Annotated in this window: 20 protein-coding genes; 19 read left to right on the top strand and 1 reads right to left on the bottom strand. The window is 57.5% G+C overall.

What is annotated here, in order from left to right:
* Window positions 1–210 precede the first annotated feature (210 nt).
* The 3 genes from BQ5383_RS09125 to lepA all read left to right on the top strand — a co-directional run bounded on the left by BQ5383_RS09125 (window position 211) and on the right by lepA (window position 3,067).
* On the top strand, window positions 211–396 hold the full coding sequence (locus BQ5383_RS09125) for a spore coat protein (protein ID WP_071431315.1): 186 nt from the start codon (window positions 211–213) through the stop codon (window positions 394–396).
* A 14-nt stretch (window positions 397–410) separates the two neighbouring features.
* A complete protein-coding gene (locus BQ5383_RS09120; RefSeq protein ID WP_071431313.1) occupies window positions 411–683 on the top strand; it encodes a spore coat protein in 273 nt (90 codons plus the stop codon).
* A 569-nt stretch (window positions 684–1,252) separates the two neighbouring features.
* The gene (gene lepA / locus BQ5383_RS09115; protein ID WP_071431311.1) at window positions 1,253–3,067 is read left to right on the top strand and encodes a translation elongation factor 4; all 1,815 of its coding nucleotides are present in this window, start codon (window positions 1,253–1,255) and stop codon (window positions 3,065–3,067) included.
* 887 nt (window positions 3,068–3,954) lie between these two features.
* Here lepA and BQ5383_RS20080 read toward each other — a convergent pair.
* The gene (locus tag BQ5383_RS20080) at window positions 3,955–4,167 is read right to left on the bottom strand and encodes a helix-turn-helix domain-containing protein (protein WP_338061431.1); all 213 of its coding nucleotides are present in this window, start codon (window positions 4,165–4,167) and stop codon (window positions 3,955–3,957) included.
* 306 nt (window positions 4,168–4,473) lie between these two features.
* On the opposite strand from BQ5383_RS20080, the gene BQ5383_RS09100 reads away from it, so the two are divergent.
* From BQ5383_RS09100 to rsmB, 16 genes are all read left to right on the top strand, one after another.
* Window positions 4,474–5,205 carry a TFIIB-type zinc ribbon-containing protein gene (locus tag BQ5383_RS09100; protein WP_071431305.1) on the top strand — a complete coding sequence of 244 codons (732 nt, stop codon included), beginning with the start codon at window positions 4,474–4,476 and terminating at the stop codon, window positions 5,203–5,205.
* Window positions 5,206–5,386: 181 nt separating this feature from the next.
* Window positions 5,387–6,700 (top strand): SPFH domain-containing protein, encoded by a 1,314-nt coding sequence (locus tag BQ5383_RS09095; protein WP_071431303.1) that lies wholly within the window; start codon window positions 5,387–5,389, stop codon window positions 6,698–6,700.
* A 20-nt stretch (window positions 6,701–6,720) separates the two neighbouring features.
* Entirely contained in the window at window positions 6,721–7,818 is a 1,098-nt protein-coding gene (locus BQ5383_RS09090; RefSeq protein ID WP_235821962.1) for a TFIIB-type zinc ribbon-containing protein, read from the top strand.
* Window positions 7,815–8,561 (top strand): TPM domain-containing protein, encoded by a 747-nt coding sequence (locus BQ5383_RS09085; RefSeq protein WP_071431301.1) that lies wholly within the window; start codon window positions 7,815–7,817, stop codon window positions 8,559–8,561. Before BQ5383_RS09090 ends, BQ5383_RS09085 begins: the two co-directional genes overlap by 4 nt.
* Window positions 8,562–8,711: 150 nt before the next feature.
* On the top strand, window positions 8,712–9,518 hold the full coding sequence (locus tag BQ5383_RS09080; RefSeq protein WP_071434982.1) for an MBL fold metallo-hydrolase: 807 nt from the start codon (window positions 8,712–8,714) through the stop codon (window positions 9,516–9,518).
* A gap of 871 nt (window positions 9,519–10,389) precedes the next feature.
* Window positions 10,390–11,496 carry a radical SAM family heme chaperone HemW gene (gene hemW / locus BQ5383_RS09075; protein ID WP_071431299.1) on the top strand — a complete coding sequence of 369 codons (1,107 nt, stop codon included), beginning with the start codon at window positions 10,390–10,392 and terminating at the stop codon, window positions 11,494–11,496.
* A gap of 232 nt (window positions 11,497–11,728) precedes the next feature.
* Window positions 11,729–12,607, top strand: coding sequence for a YicC/YloC family endoribonuclease (locus tag BQ5383_RS09070; RefSeq protein WP_071434980.1), 879 nt, complete (start codon window positions 11,729–11,731; stop codon window positions 12,605–12,607).
* A 22-nt stretch (window positions 12,608–12,629) separates the two neighbouring features.
* Window positions 12,630–12,815, top strand: a complete 186-nt coding sequence (locus BQ5383_RS09065) for an LPXTG cell wall anchor domain-containing protein (protein ID WP_071431297.1) — start codon at window positions 12,630–12,632, stop codon at window positions 12,813–12,815.
* The gene (remA, locus tag BQ5383_RS09060) at window positions 12,802–13,071 is read left to right on the top strand and encodes an extracellular matrix/biofilm regulator RemA (RefSeq protein WP_071431295.1); all 270 of its coding nucleotides are present in this window, start codon (window positions 12,802–12,804) and stop codon (window positions 13,069–13,071) included. Before BQ5383_RS09065 ends, remA begins: the two co-directional genes overlap by 14 nt.
* Window positions 13,061–13,675, top strand: coding sequence for a guanylate kinase (gene gmk / locus BQ5383_RS09055; protein ID WP_071431293.1), 615 nt, complete (start codon window positions 13,061–13,063; stop codon window positions 13,673–13,675). Before remA ends, gmk begins: the two co-directional genes overlap by 11 nt.
* Complete coding sequence (locus tag BQ5383_RS09050) at window positions 13,668–13,943, top strand: DNA-directed RNA polymerase subunit omega (RefSeq protein WP_071431291.1); 276 nt, start codon at window positions 13,668–13,670, stop codon at window positions 13,941–13,943. The genes gmk and BQ5383_RS09050 overlap by 8 nt, the downstream gene beginning before the upstream one ends.
* A gap of 115 nt (window positions 13,944–14,058) precedes the next feature.
* A complete protein-coding gene (gene priA, locus BQ5383_RS09045; RefSeq protein ID WP_071431289.1) occupies window positions 14,059–16,473 on the top strand; it encodes a replication restart helicase PriA in 2,415 nt (804 codons plus the stop codon).
* Window positions 16,474–16,615: 142 nt separating this feature from the next.
* Entirely contained in the window at window positions 16,616–17,098 is a 483-nt protein-coding gene (gene def, locus BQ5383_RS09040) for a peptide deformylase (protein ID WP_071431287.1), read from the top strand.
* A gap of 12 nt (window positions 17,099–17,110) precedes the next feature.
* The gene (gene fmt, locus BQ5383_RS09035) at window positions 17,111–18,043 is read left to right on the top strand and encodes a methionyl-tRNA formyltransferase (RefSeq protein WP_071431285.1); all 933 of its coding nucleotides are present in this window, start codon (window positions 17,111–17,113) and stop codon (window positions 18,041–18,043) included.
* Between the two features lie 855 nt (window positions 18,044–18,898).
* A complete protein-coding gene (locus BQ5383_RS09025) occupies window positions 18,899–19,603 on the top strand; it encodes a zinc metallopeptidase (protein WP_071431281.1) in 705 nt (234 codons plus the stop codon).
* The gene (gene rsmB, locus BQ5383_RS09020; RefSeq protein ID WP_172724609.1) at window positions 19,578–20,894 is read left to right on the top strand and encodes a 16S rRNA (cytosine(967)-C(5))-methyltransferase RsmB; all 1,317 of its coding nucleotides are present in this window, start codon (window positions 19,578–19,580) and stop codon (window positions 20,892–20,894) included. The genes BQ5383_RS09025 and rsmB overlap by 26 nt, the downstream gene beginning before the upstream one ends.
* Window positions 20,895–20,898: the final 4 nt, after the last annotated feature.

Below are 20,898 nucleotides of genomic sequence, written 5' to 3'. Positions count from 1 at the left end.
AAGCACCGAAGGCCGGTATCCAAACGCCGTTTATAGACAGATATGGCACAGGAAAAATGTGCTTTCGCTGTAATAGTGGTCTGGAAAGGTGTTTTTGATGCATGGGGAGAAAATTTTCTGTCCCGGCGGGCATAAATTCTTTGTTCCGTTTTATACTACAGCCAGGGGGAACAAGTCTCTCCCATTTTAACCGATAAAGGAGTGGAACTTATGGCCAACCTCACCGCCAAGGAACTGACACTGCTGGAGGAACAGCTTTCCAGAGAACAGAATCTCATCAAAAAGTACAAGCTTTATGCCCTCCAGTGTGCCGACCCTCAGCTTCGCACCCGTTGTGAGCAGGCAGCGGGACAGCATCAGAACCATTATAATACCCTGCTTAACCAGCTCAACTGAGAGGAGAGAGAAATATGGCTGAAATCAGCGGAAACTTTGGAGACCGGGAGATCCTGGACGATATGCTGGCCTCTCAAAAGGAGATGACAGGACTGTACAACCTGGCGGCGGGAGAATGTGCCTCCGGCGCCCTGCGGGGAGTGCTGATGGACCTGTTGGGGGAGGAGCACCAGATGCAGGCGGATATTTTTACAGAACTGTCCAAACGCGGTTGGTATCCCACTGAGCAGGCGCCTCAGCAAAAGGTGCGCCAGGCGCTGGAGCGGTTCCAAAACAGTGACAGCTGAGGAATAAACCGCACAAAACTTGTATCAGATGTCGATTTTGCCATAAAAATGCCATCTTTCGACAAGATTCGACACAACTTTAGATACCCTGCTGAAAAGTGTTGGAAAAAATCCTTGTTTCTGCGAATTTACTCTCAGGTTCAATGAGGGTATCATAAAGATACAGTCTCCGGTTACAACTCAAACTTATTTTGATCTTGTATTAAACCACCGGAGGCCATAGAGCGGCGTTCCTGTAAGGGCCCGCAGGACGGCGCTCTGTTTGCGGAGTGAGGGAAGGGATCCTCCGCTGCGGAAACAGTGTTTCACTTCAGGCGGCGCACGAAACCCGGTTGGGGAAGAAGATCCCCCAGCCGGGTTTCGCTTTTCTTTATCAGGCAGGAAATTTCAGGTGGAGCAAAACTTTTCTTTTGAGATAGGCTGTGTTATAATAACCCCAGTAAAAATGTACCGGCGAAGCGGTCTTGGAGCCTCTGCCACTTGTATTCCCGCCTTTGGGGAGCCGCCGGAAAATCAACAATGCAAGCCTGAACAAAGCAGGCCGTACCTGCAAGGAGGAACGACCCTTTATGTCCTTTCCCAAGGAAAATATCCGCAACTTCTGCATCATCGCCCACATCGACCATGGTAAAAGCACCCTGGCGGACCGCCTTCTGGAAAGCACCTCCGCAGTCTCTCAGCGGGAGATGGAGGACCAGCTGCTGGATAACATGGATCTGGAGCGGGAGCGGGGCATTACCATCAAGGCCCGGGCTGTCCGTATCGACTACCGCAGTGATGACGGCAAGGATTATCAGTTCAACCTCATCGATACCCCCGGCCATGTGGACTTTCATTACGAGGTTTCCCGGTCCCTGGCCGCCTGCGAGGGAGCGATTCTGGTGGTGGACGCATCCCAGGGTATCGAGGCCCAGACCCTGGCCAACACCTACCTGGCGGTGGACCACAACCTGGAGGTAGTGCCGGTCATCAATAAGATCGACCTGCCCGCCGCTGATCCCGACCGGGTGGCCCATGAGATCGAGGATGTCATCGGCATCCCCGCCCTGGACGCGCCCCGGATTTCCGCCAAAAATGGTATCAATATCCACGCTGTGCTGGAGAGTATCGTCCGGGATATCCCGGCGCCCAAGGGGGCCGATGATGACAAGCCCCTCAAGGCCCTGATCTTCGACAGCTATTACGACAGCTACCGGGGAGTTATTGTCTATGTGCGGGTGATGGAAGGAAAAATCACCCCCGGCATGACCATCCGCATGATGTCCACCGGAGCGGAATTCAACGTGGTGGAGACCGGCTCCATGGGAGCCACCAGCCTCACGCCCCGGAAAGAGCTGTGCGCCGGCGAGGTGGGCTACATCGCTGCCAGCATCAAAACGGTGCGGGATACCCGGGTGGGCGATACCGTCACCGATGCCGCCAACCCCGCCGCCGAGGCCCTCCCCGGCTACCGGAAGGTAAACCCCATGGTGTTCTGCGGCATCTATCCCGCCGACGGCGCCAAGTATCCCGACCTGCGGGAGGCGCTGGAAAAGCTTCAGCTCAACGACGCCTCCCTCACCTTTGAACCGGAGACCTCCGCTGCGCTGGGCTTTGGTTTCCGCTGCGGTTTTCTGGGACTGCTCCATATGGAGATCATCCAGGAGCGGCTGGAGCGGGAATATAACCTGGACCTCATCACCACCGCCCCCAGCGTTGTGTACAAGCTGATCCTCACAAACGGCGAGACCATCACCATCGATAATCCCACCAATTATCCTGATCCCGGCACCATCGCTGAGGCGGAGGAGCCCTATGTGAAGGCCAGCATCTTCACCCCCACCGCCTACATCGGCAGCATCATGGACCTGTGCCAGGAGCGCCGGGGCATCTATAAGGACACCAAGTATCTGGATACCGACCGGGTGGAGCTTCATTATGATCTGCCCCTCAATGAGATCATCTATGACTTTTTCGATGCCCTCAAATCCCGTACCAGAGGCTACGCTTCCTTTGACTACGAGATGGGGGATTATCGCCCCAGCAAGCTGGTCAAGCTGGATATCCTCCTCAACGGCGATATGGTGGATGCCCTGTCCTTCATCGTCTTTGCCGACAGCGCCTATCCCCGTGCCAGAAAGATGACAGAGCGCCTCAAGGAGCATATCCCCCGCCAGATGTTCGAGATCCCCATCCAGGCGGCCATCGGCGGCAAGATCATCGCCCGGGAGACGGTCAAGGCCCTGCGGAAGGACGTTTTGGCCAAGTGCTACGGCGGCGATATCACCCGGAAAAAGAAGCTGCTGGAAAAGCAGAAGGAAGGCAAAAAGCGGATGCGCCAGCTGGGTACCGTGGAGGTGCCCCAGGAAGCATTTATGGCGGTGCTCAAGCTGGACAGCGACTGATCGTTTCAAACAGAATCAGAACAAGGGCGCGGCTGCTCCAAACCGGAGGCCGCGCCCTTTGCCGTACCGGGGAAAGTTTGTGCCGGGATACGGGGGATACGCCCAAAGGGACTCTCGCCGGGACAAAGTTCATTCCGCTTCGGTTCCCTGGACGGGGACCATTCACTCCATTCCCTTGCCCATCTCCGGCCTAAGAGCCGCCTGCGGCGGTTGGCCTCCGAAATGCGCCTGCGGGCGCGAGGCTCTTCCCCAAAAGGTCCCGCTTGCTTCGGCTGCTCGGTTGGCCTGTGCCCTTTGGGGTATAAACGCCCTCACGACGCCTCCGCTGCGCTACCAACCTTTTGGGGGCGAGGGTGATTTTCATTTGATAAGGAAAAAAGGAAAGGAGCCTGCCGCTGTTTTGGCTGGTACCTTTCAGTGTTAAGGGGAACGGGTGGAGGGATAGTTTCTGCTCCTGTCCTAGAAGAGACTGTACCACCCGCTCGCTATTTGCCCGGGTAAAGCCGGACAAAGCCGCTCGCTGCTTGGGCGGGGATTTACTCTCTGTCCTGGATGTCTGCCGGACGGAAGCTGGTGTCACGGGAGATACGCCCAAAGGGACTCGTCCCTTTGGAATCCCATAGTTGAGGCAATAGCGAGTGGGTTAGTCCGGCAAACAGCCTGCCGCTGTTTTGGTTGGTACCTTTCAGTGTTAAGAGGAACGGGTGGAGGGATGGCTTCTGCTTCTGTTTTAGCAGAGGCGGTATCGCCCGCTCGCTATTTGCCCGGGTAAAGCCGGACAAAGCCGCTCGCTGCTTGGGTGGAAAAATGGCCGCCGGAGGCGGCCAAAGGGGGCGGCAGATCAACTGCCGCCCCCTCATTTGCATTCCAATGAAAAATATGCTTATTTACTGAATTTCCTGCTCCAATTCATCAAACAGCTCACAGTCAAAAAACTGCCGCAGACTGATTTCCAGGCCATCACACAGCTTTTTGAGGGAAACAACACCCGGATTCCGGCTTTTTCCATCCAGTATGCTGTAAATTGTGGTGGGAGGCACACCGGAGACGCAGGCCAAGGCATTGACGGTCAGTCCTTTTTCCCTGCAAAGAGCAAGGATACGGTTGGCAACTGCTTCTTTGGTATTCAGTTTTACCGCCTCCTTCCGTTGGTTGTGATTTTAGTGTAGCGGAATTTACGATAAATCGTGTTGGATATATCGTATAAAGAGAAAAATAAAAAATGCCCTGTAAGGGTTAAAAATAGTTTTTCATTTCCCTCAAAAACTGTTTTTCCATAAAAATGGGCAAAGAATATGGTTCATTTCTTTCGATTCACTGGACGCACACCCGAAACTGTTGTAAAATAATTTAGACTGGTGTCTTCGGATACCGGAAGCTTTGTACACAGCGAAGGAAGGATGCCTATGTCCATTGGCATAATTGTGGTCGTTTCACTGTTGGCGGCGGTGCTGATTGTGGTGGCGGTAGCCCGGTACCGCCTGCGCCAAATGTCCAGAGCGGTCTTTGGGGTGGATTCCTTTACCCAGGGCCTGGCTCTCCAGCAGCAGCGGCTGGCTGTCACCCCAAAATCCGTCTCAGGCATGACCAAAATCTACCTCCCTCAGGTCCAGCGGGATTTTCCCGAATTCAACTACCAGCAGACGGTTCGGGATACCCAGCAGGTGCTGCAAAAGATGCTGTTGGCTCTCAGCACCGGGGAGGGACTGGAGGAACTTCCTTCACAGCTGGCCAGCCAGGCCCGGCAGCATCTGGAGGACCTCAGGCAGCAGGGCCGGGATGAGACCTTCCAGGATGTACAGGTCCATCAGACGGAGATTGCCCGTTACCGGAAACACCAGGGTACCTGTGTCATCACCTTTCAGTCGGCGGTGGGCCACCTCCACTGGATCACCCAGGGAGATCAGCTGGTTTCCGGTTCCCGGGATCAGCCCCGCCAGACCAAATATGAGCTGGAACTGTGTTATGTTCAGGACCCGGAAAAGGCGGGGGACGCCAACGCCGTGGGCACTACCTGCCCCAACTGCGGCGCGCCGGTGACCCAGCTGGGCAGCCACAAATGTGAATACTGCGGCGGTGTGGTGGAACCGGTCAATATCCGCTGCTGGCAGTATCAGCATTTTCGGGAAGTGGTATGAGGCCGAATGCTGAAAAATGGATGGGAATCATCTGAACATACAGTGGGCGGGCAGTTCAAATTTCCCATAAGGTGTATCCTGATGGGAGACACAGATCTGTCCTTCCCACGGGACAAAAGGATTTTACTTACACTCTGCGGCAAAGAAGTATATACGCAGCACATAAAAGGAGGAAACAATCATGGGTATCATCAAAGCGATCACCAGCGCCATTGGAGGAAGCCTCGCGGACCAGTGGCTGGAGGTGTTTGAGCCGGACGAAATGAACGACACTACTGTTTTCACTTCCGGCGTGCCGGTGCGTCGTGATGACCGCCGCAATCAGAACCGCAAGGGAACAGACAATCTGGTTTCCAACGGTTCGGTTATTCATGTTTATCCCAACCAGTTCATGATGCTGGTGGACGGCGGCAAGGTAGTGGATTACACCGCTGAGGAAGGTTATTACACCGTCAATAACTCCACCACTCCGTCCCTGTTTAACGGTCAGTTCGGGGATTCCCTGAAGGATTCTCTGGACCGTGTCCGCTTCGCAGGAGGCACTCCCCGCCAGCAGAAGGTTTATTATGTCAACCTCCAGGAGATCAAGGGCATCAAGTTCGGCACCCGCAATCCCATCAACTATTTTGACAGCTTCTATAATGCTGAGCTGTTCCTGCGCACCCACGGCTCCTATTCCATCAAGATCACCGATCCCCTGCTGTTCTATGCTGAGGCCATCCCCCGCAGCAGGGACCGGGTGGAGATCACCGACATCAACGAGCAGTACATCTCCGAGTTCCTGGAAGCCCTCCAGGCAGCCATCAACCAGATGTCCGCTGACGGCATCCGGGTCTCCTTTGTTCCTTCCAAGGGCCGGGAACTGAGCAAGTATATGTCCAATATCCTGGATGAGGACTGGCGGCAGACCAGAGGTATGGAAGTTCAGGCGGTGGGCATCGCCAGCATTTCCTATGATGAGGAGTCCCAGAAGCTCATCAATATGCGCAATCAGGGCGCTATGCTGGGAGATCCCTCCATTCGGGAAGGTTATGTCCAGGGAGCTGTGGCCCGGGGTCTGGAAGCGGCAGGCTCCAACTCCGCCGGCAGCATGGCCGGATTTATGGGCATGGGCTTTGGTATGCAGGCGGGAGGCGGTTTTATGGGCGCGGCTTCCCAGTCCAACCAGCAGCAGATCCAGGCTCAGCAGGCGGCCCAGGCAGCGGCCCAGGCCCAGCAGGCTGCCGCTCCGGCACCTGCCCAGGAGGGCTGGAAGTGCTCCTGCGGTGGGGTGAACACCGGCAAATTCTGCAGCGAGTGCGGCAAGCCCCGTCCTGAGGCCCCCGCAAAGGAGGAGTGGAAGTGCTCCTGCGGCGCGGTCAATACCGGCAAGTTCTGTAGTGAATGCGGCAAGAAAAAGCCGGAGGCCCTTCGTTGCCCCAACTGCGGCTATGAGCCGGAGGAAGGAAAAGCGCCCAAATTCTGCCCTGAGTGCGGTACTCCCATGCAGGGCTGAGAGCCGGAGGAAAAGACAAGATGATGGATACCGCAACCACCTATAAATGCCCCAGCTGCGGGGCAGGACTTACCTTTGACCCGGAGAGCCAGACCTTCCACTGCGAATACTGCGGCAGCAGCTTTACCCAGGAGGAGGCCCGTCAGGCCCAGGACAGCGCCGCCGCTGAGGTGGAAAAGTCCCCGGAGGAGCCGGCGGCGGAACAGGCAGAGGCACAGGACCAGGGACAGCAGACGGAGGAAATGACCGTCTACCATTGTCCCAGCTGCGGCGCGGAGATCGTAACCGACGCTACCACTGCGGCTACCCAGTGCTTTTATTGCCACAATCCCGTGGTGCTGTCCGGACGGCTGTCGGGAGAGTTCCGGCCGGAGTATGTCATCCCCTTTGCCATCCCCAAGGAGGAGGCGGAAAAGAGATTCCTCCACTGGGCCAGAAGCAAGCGGTTTGTGCCCCGGGACTTTTTCCACAAATCCCGTATTCAGAAGCTGTCGGGGGTCTATTTCCCCTACTGGATGGTGGACTGTAAGCTGGACGGAGCCATGGAAGCCACTGCCAACCGGGTCCGGGTGTGGCGCATCGGCAACACAGAATATACTGAGACCAGCCGGTACCGCATTGTCCGGGGGGGAAAAGTCAACCTCAATGAAATGCTCAAGCCCGCGCTGAAAAAGGCGGACCAGAAGCTGGTGGAAAGCGTGCTGCCCTTTGAGCGGAAGGAAATGAAGGATTTTACTCCTCTGTACCTCACCGGCTTCCAGGCGGAAAAGCGGGATGTGGAGCGGGAGGAAGCGCAGCCCGCCCTGGAACAGCAGATCAAAAATTATACAGAGCAGTTGTTCCGGGACACTATTCCCGGGGATATGGTGGCGGTCAACGTCACCCACCTGGAGACAAACAACCAGGACCAGAAGTGGCAGTATCTTCTGCTGCCGGTATGGACCTTTACATACCGCCCCAAGGGGGAGGATAAAACCTACTTTTACGCTATGAACGGCCAGACCGGCAAGGTGTGCGGGGAGCTGCCCATCCATTACGGACGGTTGGCGGCATTCTGCGGGGGCATTTACGGGATACTGGCATTGCTGCTGTTTTTTGGGAGGTGGCTGCTGGGATGAAAAAGCGGATTTTTGCCCTGATGACGGCGGTGGTGCTGGTTTTGGCGCTGGGGTCCACGCTGGCTTTTTCGGTGGAAAACCGGATCATTGACGAAGCGGGTATTTTTACTCAGGAGGAAATTGCTCAGCTGGAGAGCCTGGCGGAGAAGTATTCCGCGGCCTGCGGTCTGGAGCTGATGATCGTTACCAAGGAAAGTACCGGCAGCATGAGCGCTGACTGGTACGCCGGAGAGGAGTTCCGCAAGGCGGGAGTTACCGACGGCGCGCTGATGCTGCTGGATATGGAGGATCGGTATGCCTGGCTTTCCGGCACGGGACGTGGCGCCCAGCTGCTGCCGGATGAGACCATGGAGCTGCTGTTGGATTTGATCTACGGCAAGCTGAAGCGGGACGATTTCGCCGGTGCGGCGGAGGCATTCCTGAAAGAGGCCCAGGTGGAGGCCCGGCGGGCTTCCGGAGAGCTGATGTTCCCCAGAATGAGCCTGGTGGCGTGGCTGGTTTGCCTGGGAATCCCCCTGATCGCGGCGGGTGGTTTCTGCATTTGGGTGGTACGGGACTATCAGTTCCGGGATGTCCAGTATGAGTATCCCTGCCGTCAGTTGGGACGGGTGGAGCTGAGCCAGTCTCAGGATATCTTCCTGGGCAAGACTGTCACCTCCCGCACCATCCAGCGGAGCAGTTCCTCCAGGAGCGGCGGTTCACGGTCCTCCGGAGGACGCAGCGGCGCCGGACGGCATTTCTAAAGTTTGTGGCAGACAGGGGGAAACTTTCCAAAGGGAGAGAGCTTCCCTCTGTTCTCTTTTGATGGTTTCCCGGAGAAGGAAGACGGCCAAAGCGCCTTCTGGTCCGGGAAACCCTGCTCAATTCTTTTTCTGGAAAGGATGGAATCTGTTATGGAAAATCTCATCGTATTGGGTACCGGCAATGCCCTGGCCACCCATTGTTATAATACCTGCTTTGCCATCGATGACGGCAGTGAGGCGGTGCTGGTGGATGCGGGAGGCGGCAACGGCATCCTTTCCCGCCTGGAACAGGCCGAAGTAAATCCCGCCCGGATTCACCATCTCATCGTCACCCATGAGCACTGCGATCACCTGTTGGGCGTGGTGTGGATGGTCCGAAAGATTGGTACTCTTATCCGAAACGGCAAGTATGAAGGAAACCTCCATCTCTACTGCCATGATGGCCTGGTGGAGCCCATCAAGGCCATTTGCGGCTACACCCTCCAGAAAAAGTTTACCAGTCTCTTCGGGGAACGGATCATTTTCCACCCGGTGGAGGACGGCCAGCGGGAAAACCTGGCGGGAAAGGAGACGGTGTTCTTTGACATCCACTCCACCAAAGCCCGGCAGTTCGGTTTCTCCATGACTCTTTCCAACGGCAGCGTCCTCACCTGCCTGGGTGATGAGCCATATAATCCCCTGTGTGAAGGCTATGTGAAGGGCTGCCGCTGGCTGCTGTGCGAGGCATTCTGCCTCTATGGGGACCGGGAGCGGTTCAAGCCCTATGAGAAGCATCACAGCACCGTCCGGGAGGCCTGCCAACTGGCGGCGGAGCTGGAGGTGCCCAATCTGGTGCTGTGGCATACCGAGGACAGTGACATTCCCCACCGGAAGGAACGATATACCGCCGAGGGCCGCACCTTCTACCACGGCAATCTCCTGGTCCCTGATGATCTGGATGTGATTGAGCTGAAATGATGTTGATTGGATAGGGGATAAAAGGGGAATACAAGGGAAAACACCCAAAGGAACTCTCGCGGGGGCAAAGTCCATTCCGCTACGGTCCCCTGTACGGGGACCGGAGCATAGCGGACTTTGCGTCTGCGAGGGCGGCAGCGGAATTCCGGTATTAGCAAGGCGGCGGTATCTGTACTTCCTGCCGTGGGTAGGAGCGAGGGTATGCCGCCCCCGTGTGTCAGGCGGCAACTAAAACTACCTTAGCATACCGAAAAAAGTTGCTAGCGCAGTGGAGCCGTTGTGAGGGCGTTTACCAACCGAGCAGGCGAAGCAAGCGGGACTTTTTTCGGAGAAGCGGGGGCAAGGAAATGGAGTGGATGGTCCTCGCTTAGAGGACCGGAACGAAATGAACTTTGTCCCCGCGCCGGAGCGGAGGGGCGACTTGAAGCGATTTTCCGAGCGTACCAGGCGGGGAAGCAAAAGCAGCCGTTCTTTTTTCCTTATAAAACGGAAATAACCAGCGCCCGGGAAAAGTTGCTAGCGCAGCGGAGGCGTCGGGAGGGCGTTTACTACCCTAAAGGGCACAGGCAACCGAGCAGCCGAAGCAAGCGTGACTTTTCCCGGAGGAGCCGACACAAGGGAGCGGGCGGATAGCCCCCGTACAGGGGGCTGGAGCATAGCGGACTTTGTGTCGGCGAAGCGGTACGCTGGCGAACTTTGCTTCCTTTGGTTCGTTCCAAAGGAAGTGCCCGCCCGGCATGAGGGCTACAGACTGACGATACCACAAAAAGTACGCCTCCCCGGCTGTGCCGGGCCTCCAATCTCTCGCCCCATTTTTCCCCAGGCAATATCCCGCAAAATGTCCCATCCCCCCTGAAAGGAGAGCTTTTCCATGCCCCTGGCCCCTGTCTCCCTCTATCTCCATATCCCCTTTTGCGTCCGCCGCTGCCCCTACTGCAATTTTTATTCCACCACCAACCTGGAGCTGCGCCGGGATTTCACCGCCGCTATGGTCAGAGCCATTGAAAAGGCGCCTCTGGAGGGCCGGATTGCCCGGACTATCTATTTTGGAGGCGGTACGCCATCCCTGCTGGGAGAAAGCCTGATCACTGTTTTGGAGGCTGTTCGCCGCCGGCTGCCGGTGGAGGAAACGGCGGAAATCACCCTGGAGGCCAATCCAGGAACAGTGGAGCCCAGGCTGCTGCTCCAGCTGCGGCAGGCGGGTTTTAACCGCATTTCTTTTGGTTTGCAGGCAGGAGATGAGGAAGGGCTCAAACGTCTGGGCCGCATCCATACGGCGGATCAGGGGCGTCAGGCGGTGGAGCTGGCCCGGCAGGCTGGTTTTGAAAATATCTCGGTGGATATCATGCTGGCCACCCCCGGCCAGGATGTTCCCACCGCACGGCGTCTGGCGGAACAGGCGGCAGACTTGGGGGTGCCCCATATTTCCGCTTATCTGCTGAAAGTGGAGCCGGATACCCCTTTTGGCCGTCAGGGGATTCAGGACCTTTGCCCGGACGAGGACCAAACGGCGGATATCTACCTGGAGGTGTGCCGGACCCTGGAAGAGGGTGGATTTGGTCATTATGAAATTTCAAACTTTGCCCGCCTCGGCTTTGAAAGCCGCCACAATCGGGCATACTGGCTCTTGGAGGATTATCTGGGTATCGGCCCCGCCGCCTATTCCTGTATGAACGGTGAACGGTTTCATTTTCCACCGGATTTGAAAGCTTTTGTGGAAAGGGAAAACCCCTGGAGCCTCCGCCAGGAGGACGGTCCCGGTGGGGATGGGGAGGAATTGCTGATGCTTTCTCTGCGGCTGGGTGAGGGGCTGAACCTGTCCCGGTGGGCTAAAGCCGGTTTTTCCCCGGAGGAGTTGAGAAAAAAAGCGGCCCCCATGGTACGGGCAGGACTTTGTGGGATGGACGAACACCGCTTGTGGCTGACCGATGAGGGCTTTTTGCTGTCTAACTCCATCATTACCGCCCTGCTGCCCTAATCATGCAAATAAAGGCAAGTTTTTCATGACGCCCTTGGATGATTCCCAGGGCGTTTTCTTTTTACCCGATGGGATAAACAGTACTATAAAATGGACTAATTAAGATAAATGTTAATTTTTTGTAAATAAAAAAGCCGATTTCCTTGCCTTTCCCCGGGAAATTCGGGTACAATAAAAAACAGAACAGCAGGGCATGACCCTGCAAATTTTTGCCCAGAAAGGGGCGGGAACCATGATTAGAAGCATGACTGGTTACGGGCGCGCCCAGGAGACACTGGGAGGCCGGGATATTACGGTGGAGATCCGTGCGGTCAACCACCGGTACTTTGAGTATTCCTCCCGGCTGCCCCGGGCCTACGGGTACCTGGATGACAAGCTGAAAGGTCTGCTTCAGTCCGCTATTTCCCGGGGAAAGGTGGACGTGAGCCTGACGATGCAGACCATCGACGGCGGTGGAGCTGATGTGTCCATCAACCGGACTTTGGCTGCCGATTATCTTCGGGAGCTGCGCCAGCTGGGTGAGGAGCTGGGGGTCAAGGATGATGTGACCCTGTCGGTTCTCAGCCGGTTCAGCGATATTTTCACTGTCCGCAAGGCGGCGGAGGATGAGGACCAGGTTTGGAATGATGTCCGGCAGGTGGCCGAAGCCGCGGTGGAGCGGTTTGTGGCTATGCGCCAGGTGGAAGGCCAGCGGCTGAAGGCTGATGTGCTCAACCGCCTGGAAGCCATCGAGGAAGCGGTGACCGGCGTGGAGGAGCGCTCTCCCCAGACGGTGGCGGAGTACCGGGCACGGCTGACAGCCAAGCTTCAGGAGCTGCTGCAAACCACCACTATTGATCAGCAGCGGATCCTCACCGAGGCAGCCATTGTGGCGGAAAAGCTGGCGGTGGACGAGGAAACGGTGCGGCTGCGCAGCCACATCGCCCAGCTGCGGGATATTCTGGAACTGCCGGAGGCGGTGGGCCGCAAGCTGGATTTCCTGGTGCAGGAGATGAACCGGGAGGCCAACACCATCGGCAGCAAGGCACAGGACGTGCAGATCGCCCGGCTGGTGGTGGATATCAAGAGCAATATTGAAAAAATCCGCGAGCAGATCCAGAACATTGAGTAGCCGGTGAAGGAGGCGGAGGGATGTGAATCCATCCATAGGAGTGATCGGCGGGGCGGATGGCCCTACCGCAGTCTTTGTGGCCTTTTGTCCCAGCCTGCCGCTGCTGGCAGTGGGAGGACTGGCGGGTGTTGCACTGATTGCGGGTTTGTTCTGGTACACAAGCAGGAAGAAACAACATAAGAGGAGAAACAGCCATGAAACTGATTAATATCGGCTTTGGCAATATGGTCTCCGCCAACAGGCTGGTGGCTATTGTCAGCCCGGAATCCGCCCCCATCAAGCGGATCATTCAGGACGCGAGGGACAACGGCAATCTCATCGACGCCACCTATGGACGGCGTACCCGGGCGGTGATCATCACCGATTCCGACCATGTGATCCTGTCGGCGGTACAGCCGGAAACAGTGGCCAACCGCATTGTGGACTATGAGGACGATGAGGAGGAGCTGGAAAATGAAGAATAAAAACGGGATGCTGGTGGTTTTTTCCGGTCCCTCCGGCGCCGGTAAAGGTACGATTCTGGCGGAATATCTCCGCAGGGGTACCGAGGCGGTCTGTTCTGTTTCCGCTACTACCCGCAAGCCCCGCCCCGGTGAGATCGACGGCGTTCACTATCACTTTGTCACCAAGGAAGCCTTTGAGGAGATGATCCAGAAGGGGGAAGTGATCGAGTACACCTGCTACAACGGCAACTACTACGGTTCTCCCGCCGGTCCCATCCGCAAGCTTCTTTCCCAGGGCAAGGATGTGATCCTGGAAATTGAGGTCAAGGGCGCCAAACAGGTGAGAGACCGGTTCCCCGGAGCGCTGAGCATCTTTGTGATGCCCCCCTCTTTTGAGGAGCTCAAGCGCCGTCTGGTAGGCCGCAACACCGAAAACAGCGAGGAGATCCGCGGACGGCTGGAAACTGCCCGCCGTGAGGTGGCCATGGCGCTGGACTACGATTACATTGTGGTCAACGACGTGGTTTCTGATGCTGCCGACCGTCTGGGCTATATTATTGAATCCGCCCGGTGCAGCAGAAAGTTTAACAGAGATTTTATTGAAGAGGTGCTGGAAAATGCTTAGACCTGCTATGTCCCAGATTCTCAAACCTGGGGAGAGTTATTATGAGTTTGTAGTGGCGGTGGCCCGCAAGGCCCGCCAGATCGCCTCTGAGGCAGAGGAGAACCATGTGATGCTGGATGAGAAGCCGGTGACCATGGCGGTGAATATGTTCGCCAGCGGTGAGCTGAAGCTGTCTGACAGCGATGTAAGTGTAGAATCCCATGAGGACCAGCCGGCTGAGGAGAGCGCAGAGCCTGAGCAGACTGAAGCCGCAGCGGAAGAAGAATAAGAATGGGACGCAGCCGCGGGAAAACTGCGGCTGCTTTTGCTTTTTCGCCTGATATTTCCGGGAGAGAGGGAAGGTCCTGTTCTCCCGGCAATTGATGCTCAAAGGAGGCGGCGGCATGACGCGAACAGCCCGGGTGGCGGTGGAAAAGGCCGCTTACTCCTACGACAAACTGTATGACTATGCCATACCGCAGGGGATGGATGCCCGCCCGGGAATGCGGGCAGTGGTCTCCTTTGGCCGCGGCGGGGACCGGATGGCGCTGATTGTGGAGATGGGCCAGACGGAGGATACCGCTGGGCTCAAACCCCTCAAAGCCCTTTCGGACCAGGAGCCGGTGCTGGGAGAAGAACAGCTGGGGCTGTTAAAATGGCTCCGGGAACAGACTTTCTGCACATGGTTTGACGCCCTTCGGGTGCTGCTGCCCGCCGGGTACGGTCAGAAGCTCCAGCGGGGCTATCTGCCGGTGGAACCATTCCCGGTGGAGCCGGAAGAAGAGGAGCGGCAGGTGCTGGCTTTGTTCCGGGGCCGCCGGACACCGCTGACAGCGGAGGACCTGCCGGCTGACCAGTTCCCTGAGGGGGAGAAGCTGCTGGAGGAGATGACCCAGCGGGGACTGCTGGCAGCGGAGGATCTGATCCGCCGTCGGGTCCAGGACCAAACTTTGCTGATGGTGCGGCTGCTGGAGGGGTGGGAGGAGAAAAAACTCACCCCCAAGCAGCAAAATGCGGCGGAGCTGCTTTCCCAGGCAGGAGCGGCTTCGGTGCGGGAGATCTGTTATTTTGCCGGTGTCACCAAAGGGGTGGTGGACAAGCTGGTGTCCGCCGGAGCGGCGGAATATTTTCAGCAGGAGACCTACCGGGACCCCTACCGGGACGCGGACCGGAAGGGAGACGCTCCACGGCCGCAGCTGTCGGCGGAACAGGAGCAGGCGGTCCGGGTCCTCGGTGGGGAATACCGGAAGGGAACGGGCAGTACCGCCCTTTTATACGGCGTCACCGGCAGCGGCAAAACCCAGGTGTTCCTGCGGATGACCGACCAGGTGGTGTCAGAGGGGCGGCAGGCAATTGTGCTGGTACCGGAAATTTCCCTCACGCCCCAGACCATTGAAACCTTCCATGGCTATTTCGGCTCCCGGGTGGCGGTGCTTCACAGCGGCCTGTCCCTGTCGGAGCGATTGGATGAATGGAAGCGGATCCGCCGGGGACTGGTGGATGTGGTGGTGGGCACCCGTTCCGCCGTGTTTGCTCCCCTGGAGCGGCTGGGCCTCATTGTCATTGATGAGGAACAGGAGCATACCTATAAATCGGAGAGCGCTCCCCGGTTTGACGCCAGGGAAGCGGCCAGAGCCAGGATCCAGTATCATAAGGGGCTGCTGATTCTGGCCAGCGCAACCCCTTCGGTGGAGAGCTTTTACCGGGCCCAGAAGGGGGAGTATCAGCTGGTGCGTCTTTCCCGCCGGTATGGAGGAGCCCGGCTGCCGGATGTGACCATTCTGGACCTGCGGGGGGAGGAGATGGCGGGAGAATGCCTGTCCCAGACCCTGTGTGAGGAGATTTTGCAGAATCTCCACCGTGGGGAGCAAACCATCCTTCTTCTCAACCGCCGGGGCTACAGCGCTCAGGTGAAGTGCATGAGCTGTCACCAGCCGGCGGAGTGCCCCAACTGTTCCATCCCTCTGAAGTATCACGCCGCCAATAACCGCCTGATGTGCCATTACTGCGGCTACAGCGCCCCGGCCCCCAAAACCTGTCCCCACTGCGGCAGTGAGTATATCCGCTATGCCGGTCTGGGGACCCAGAAGGTGGAGGAGGAGCTGAAAAGCCGCTTCCCTGACGCCCGGGTATTGCGGATGGATCTGGACACGACGATGCAGAAATATTCCCACCAGAAGTATTTGACCGACTTCCGGGAGGGAAACTATGATATTATGATCGGTACTCAGATGGTGGCCAAAGGGTTGGATTTTCCCAAGGTGACCCTGGTGGGGGTGCTGGGGGTGGATCAGTCCCTGTATGGGGAGGATTTCCGCAGCTATGAGCGGACCTTCGCCCTGGTGACCCAGGTGGTGGGCCGCAGCGGACGGAATACGCTGCCCGGCCGGGCCATCATTCAAACCTACACGCCGGAAAATCCTGTGCTTACCACCGCCGCGGCGCAGCGGTATGAGGATTTTTATCATGAGGAGATCCACAGCCGAAAGCTGCACCTCTATCCGCCCTTCTGCCGTTTGTACTGTATTGGGCTGTGGGGGCTCAGCCAGGAGCAGACGGGACGATGGGCAAAAGAGGTACTGGGGGAATTGACCCGGCTTTTACGGGAGGAATACCCTGATCTGCCGGTGCGGCTGCTGGGCCTGTCCGAAGCAGCGGTGTTCAAGGTGGCGGGAAAATACCGCTATAAGATTCTGATCAAAAGCCGCAACAGCCCCAGAAGCCGGGAGCTTTTTTCCCGGATCCTGGCCTGGGCGGGAAAAAATGCCCCCAAAGGAGCGTCTGTTTTTGTAGACCCCAGTTATGATTCTTCTTTTTAGGCGGGGCCGCAGTCCCATAAATGTATTGGAGAGCTGCGGGAGAGAAAATTTGCAGTTTATTGCTTTTCATATATTTCCACAGAACAAGGGGTTCCCGGTGGAAAAGCTCCGGGAACAAAAGTAAAAAAGGAGTGAGATATCCATGGCGATTCGCAACATTCGCAAGGAGGGGGACGACATCCTCCGCAAAAAGAGCAAGCCGGTGGAAAAATTTGACCAGAAGCTGTGGGAGCTGCTGGACGATATGGCAGAAACCATGGCAAAGGCAAACGGTGTGGGACTGGCGGCGGTACAGGTGGGCATCCTGCGCCGGGTCTTTATCATCGATGTGGGGGAAGGGGTAGTGGAGTTTATCAATCCCCAGATCCTTTCCAGCTGCGGCAGTCAGACCGGCGAGGAAGGATGCCTGTCCTCTCCTGGAGAGTACGGCATCGTCACCCGCCCCAATAAAGTGACCATCCGCGCCCAGGACCGCCATGGCAAGTGGTTTGAGGAGACCGGCGAAGAGCTGTACGCCCGGGCCATGTGCCATGAGAACGACCATTTGGATGGTGTAATTTTCAAGGACCACGCTGAGCGGATGCTCACAGAGGAAGAACTGGAAGAGATGTACGGCGACGAATAAGGAGGATGGGCCATGCGCGTGGTATTTATGGGAACGCCGGATTTCGCGGTGCCCTGTCTCCGGCGGCTGCTGGAGGATGGGCATGAGGTGGTGGGGGTATTCACCCAGCCGGATAAGCCCCGGGGCCGGGGTTACACCCTTTGTCCCCCTCCGGTGAAGGAACTGGCGCTGGAGAAGGGCATCCCTGTTTGGCAGCCCACCAAGCTGCGGGATGGCAGCGCTTTGGAAATCCTGCGGCAGCTGGCGCCGGAACTGATTGTGGTGGTGGCTTATGGCCGCATTCTGCCCAAGGATATCCTGGACTGCCCGCCGCTGGGATGCGTCAATATCCACGGCTCCCTTCTGCCCAAGTACCGGGGAGCGGCCCCCATCCAGTGGACCGTCCTCAACGGGGATCCGGTGGCCGGCGTCACCTCCATGTATATGGCCGAAGGGATGGACACCGGCGATATGATCCTCACTATGGAGACCCCGGTGGAAGAGAACGAAACCAGCGGAGAGCTTTTTGACCGGCTGATGGATCTGGGAGCGGAGTGCCTCTCCCGCACCATGAAGCTGTTTGAGGAGGGAAATGTCCCCCGCCGTCCCCAGCAGGAAGAGGAAGCCACCATGGCCCCCATGCTGGACAAGGCCATGGGACAGCTGAAAAGCTTTGATCAGGACGCCAAAGCTATCCATAACCTCATCCGGGGCCTCAATCCCTGGCCATCGGTGACCATCCCCGCCGCCAATGGAAAAAACCTGAAGATCCACCGCAGTGTACTGGTTGCCGGCAGCGGCAAGCCGGGAGAGATTCTGGACAGCAAAAAGCTGGTGGTTGCCTGCGGCAGCGGCGCCCTGGAGCTGACTGAAGTGCAGCCGGAGGGCAAAGGCCGGATGACCGGCGGAGAGTTCATGCGGGGCGCGCGGCTGACCAAGGGGGATAACCTGTTCCGGGAGGAATGAGGGATATATTATGGGTGATAGAAACGGGGCGAAAGATTGCGGACCCGGCACAGCCGGGGAGGCGTACTTTTTGTGGTATCGCTGGTCTGCAGCCCTCATGCCGGGCGGGCACTTCCTTTGGAACGAACCAAAGGAAGCAAAGTTCGCCAGCGTTCCGCTGGACCGTGCCGCGCAAAGGCGCTGCGGCTGCTTTTGCTTCCCCGCCCGGTACGCTCGGAAAATCGCTTCAAGTCGCCCCTCCGCTCCGTGAAGCGATTTTTGCCGCCTGACACACGGGGGCGGCATTCCCTCGCTCCTACCCACGGCAGAAAGTACAGATACCGCCGCCTTGCTAATACCGGAATTCCGCTGCCGCCTTCGCGGCGGAACCGGTATTCCGTTGCGCGGATAAGGTAGAATTCAAATCCGCCCGAGGCGGATGGGGCTTATGTCCTAATTAAGCGGACAGGACCTCTCTCCTGCAAGCCATGGTTTTCGCTCTCTTTTGGGGGCGGCGCAGCTAAGCTGCGCCGCCATCAGGCCGCACATTTGCGGCACTATCCAAATTTCCTCTTGAATTTTAATATCCTTCGCCCGAAAAAAGTTGCTAGCGCAGCGGAGGCGTCGTGAGGGCGTTTACAACCGAGCAGCCGGAGCAAGCGTGACTTTTTCCGGAAGAGCTGACGCAAGGGAGCGGGCGGATGGTCCCCGTACAGGGGACCGGAGCATAGCGGACTTTGCGTCAGCGAGGGTGTTCGCAATTCTTTTTCCCCCTCTTTGCAGACCATTCACATTTTGGTGACATAATGGGAACAGTAACACTGAAAAATAGTTTCGGCGGCTTGTTTTCGCCGGAAAAAAACAAGGAGGATTTCTGTGTTCGGATATTATTACGGCTTTGACTGGAGCTATCTGGTATTGGTGCTGCCTGCTTTGCTGCTGGCCCTTTGGGCGCAGGCCAAGGTGAAAAGCACCTACGCCCGTTATTCTCAGGTTCGCAGTTATCGGAACATCACCGGCGCCCAGGCGGCCCGAACCATTCTGGATGCCAACGGCCTGCGGGATGTCCGCATTGAGCATATCGCCGGCAATCTTACCGATCATTACGATCCCCGTACCAGAGTGGTGCGGCTGTCGGACAGTGTCTACAACAGCAGTTCCATTGCCGCTGTAGGTGTAGCGGCTCATGAGGTGGGTCATGCGGTGCAGCATGCCACTCATTACAGCTTTCTGACCCTTCGCAACGCCATTATTCCGCTGACCAATCTGGGTTCTACCCTTTCCATGCCTCTGATTCTGCTGGGATTGATTTTCAATTCATCTTCTCTCGCTTTGGCGGGTATTGTACTGTTTTCCCTGGTGACCCTGTTCCAGCTGATTACTCTGCCGGTAGAGTTTAACGCCAGCAACCGGGCTCTGCGTACCCTGGAAGGCTATCATATGCTGGAGCCTGACGAACTCAAAGGCACCCGGAAGGTTCTGGGTGCCGCCGCCATGACCTATGTGGCGGCATTGGCAGTCTCCCTGGCTCAGCTGCTGCGGTTGGTGCTGCTCTTTGGCGGCCGCCGCAACAACGATTGAGGCCATGGGCAGCGCAAGACTGACCGCCGCCCGGGGCCTGATGGAGGTCTTTGGGTCCGGCGGCTATTCCAATATCGTTCTGGACCATAAGCTGGAGCAGGAGGATCTGTCCCCTCAGGACAGGTCCTTTTGCGCTGCTTTGTTTTATGGCGTCATTGAACAGGCTTTGGCGCTGGATTACGCCATAGGCAAATACAGCTCCATTGCGGTGAAGAAGCTCTCCCCTGGGGTGCTGGCCGCGCTGCGGTGCGGTTTTTACCAGCTGCTCCATATGCCATCGGTGCCCCCGTCGGCGGCGGTCAATGAAACTGTCACCATCACCCGGCAGCTGGGAGAGCGCCGGGCGGCAGGCTTTGTCAACGGCGTGCTGCGGAGCTTCCTCCGGGCAGGGATGGCGGTGCCGGAACCAAAGGATAAGCTGACGGCTTTGTCGGTGGCTTATTCCATCCCCGCGCCCCTCATACAGTATTGGCGCAAAAGCTATGGCCAGGAGATGACCCTGCGAATTCTGGAGGGAAGCCGGGGGCCCGCCCCTGTTTTCGCCCGGGTGAACACCTGCCGCACCACCGCCGCGGAATTGACGGAGCTCCTTGCCGGCCAGGGAGTACAGGCAGAAGAGGCGGGAGTAAAAGATGCCCTGCGTCTGACCGCCCCCGGCAGTATTACCCGCCTGCCCGCCTTCCAGGAAGGGCTGTTCCATATTCAGGACCTGTCCAGTCAGCTGTGCGCCGCCGCAGCGGATCCCCAGCCGGGGATGCGGGTGCTGGATGTTTGTGCCGCCCCGGGAGGCAAAAGCTTCACCATGGCCCAGCTGATGGAGAACCAGGGGGAGCTGGTCTGCTGCGATCTTCATCCCCATCGGGTGAAGCTCATTGAGGAAGGGGCTGCCCGGCTGGGGCTGAACATTCTCCGGCCCATGGTTCAGGACGCCACCCAGTACAACCCGGAAAGGGGCTCCTTTGACCGGGTACTGTGCGATGTGGTCTGTTCCGGCTACGGGATTCTCCGCCGCAAGCCGGAAATTCGCTATAAACCCCTGGAAACACTGGACGGAATCTGGTTGGTACAGTATAATATACTGGAAACTTCCGCAAAATATTGTAAGGAAGGGGGCAGGCTGGTCTATTCCACCTGCACCCTCAATCCTCAGGAAAACCAGCAGGTAGTGCAGCGTTTCCTGGATGCCCACGGGGAATTTCGCCTTGTGGAGCCCATGACCACCCTGGTGAAAGAGGAGCTGGACTGCGACGGCTTCTTTTACGCCGTCCTGGAGCGGAAAACCACGAAGTAAGGAG

Source organism: Angelakisella massiliensis, assembly GCF_900104675.1.
Taxonomy (GTDB): Bacteria; Bacillota; Clostridia; order Oscillospirales; family Ruminococcaceae; genus Angelakisella; species Angelakisella massiliensis.
Note: the sequence above shows the minus strand (reverse complement) of the source record. Positions and strands in the feature narration are given on the sequence as shown.